The 1,281-nt window shown below is 65.2% G+C and carries 1 protein-coding gene; it reads left to right on the top strand.

The genetic code is table 11. The features are described from left to right. Nucleotides 1–161 precede the first annotated feature (161 nt). Nucleotides 162–1,124: a thioredoxin-disulfide reductase gene (trxB, locus tag JYJ84_RS36935; protein WP_122944706.1), complete on the top strand. Its 963-nt coding sequence runs from the start codon at nt 162–164 to the stop codon at nt 1,122–1,124. The last annotated feature ends 157 nt before the right edge of the window (nt 1,125–1,281 follow it).

Here is a 1,281-nt window from a genome sequence, read left to right as displayed (position 1 = left end):
CGCCCGACACTATCGCCTCGATTGAAACTCTCGTTCGGCAACGCAGCAACGGGGCCTTTATAATGCGCGTCTGATACCCATCTATGACGGCATCCCGGTCAACCCGGATCGTACGGCGAGCCCCACCCCGCCCGCCGCGGCCGCCTTTTACGGATTCGCACATGTCCACGCCCAAACACGCCAAAGTCCTGATTCTCGGTTCCGGCCCCGCCGGCTACACGGCTGCCGTCTACGCAGCACGCGCCAACCTGTCCCCGGTGCTGATCACCGGCATCGCGCAGGGCGGCCAGCTGATGACCACGACCGACGTCGAAAACTGGCCGGCAGACGCGAAAGGCGTGCAGGGTCCGGAGCTGATGACGCGCTTCCTCGAGCACGCCGAGCGCTTCAACACCGAAATCATCTTCGATCACATCCATACCGCGAAGCTGCACGAGCAGCCGATCCGCCTGATCGGCGACTCGGGCGAATACACGTGCGACTCGCTGATCATCGCGACCGGCGCGTCCGCGCAGTATCTCGGCCTGCCGTCCGAAGAAGCGTTCATGGGCAAGGGCGTGTCGGCCTGCGCGACCTGCGACGGCTTCTTCTATCGCAACCAGGAAGTCGCGGTGATCGGCGGCGGCAACACGGCCGTCGAGGAAGCGCTCTACCTGACGGGCATCGCGAAGAAGGTCACGGTGATCCACCGCCGCGACAAGTTCCGCGCGGAGCCGATCCTGATCGACCGCCTGCTGGAGAAGGAAAAGGAAGGCGCCGTCGTGATCAAGTGGGATCACGTGCTCGACGAAGTGACCGGCGAGGATTCGGGCGTCACGGGCCTGCGCATCAAGAACGTGAAGACCGGCGCAACGGAAGACCTCAACGTGCAGGGCGTATTCGTCGCGATCGGCCACAAGCCGAACACCGACCTGTTCCAGGGCCAGCTGGAAATGAAGGACGGCTATATCCTGACGAAGAGCGGCCTGCACGGCAACGCAACCTCGACGAGCGTCGCGGGCGTGTTCGCCGCGGGCGACGTGCAGGACAACGTGTACCGCCAGGCGATCACCAGCGCCGGCACGGGCTGCATGGCCGCGCTCGACGCGCAGCGCTACCTCGAAAGCCTGCACGACAAGAAGTAAGCCGCGAGACCTGTCGCGCCGGGCGCTACAATGGCGTCCGCTGCCGCGAAGCGGGTCTGGCCGGACAAGCCGCTGCCGCCGTGCAGCGGCTTTTTTTTGCCCGCGCGCCCAAACGCGCCTGCCCTGCGTACCGAATCATGGCGAAGAACCAGCCCCA

It is taken from the genome of Burkholderia sp. LMG 13014 (genome assembly GCF_905232215.1).
Taxonomy (GTDB): Bacteria; Pseudomonadota; Gammaproteobacteria; order Burkholderiales; family Burkholderiaceae; genus Burkholderia.
Note: the sequence above shows the minus strand (reverse complement) of the source record. Positions and strands in the feature narration are given on the sequence as shown.

Coding starts and splice junctions, on each gene's coding strand:
- trxB (WP_122944706.1), top strand. CDS start 162: ATGTCCACGCCCAAACACGCCAAAGTCCTGATTCTCGGTTCCGGCCCC.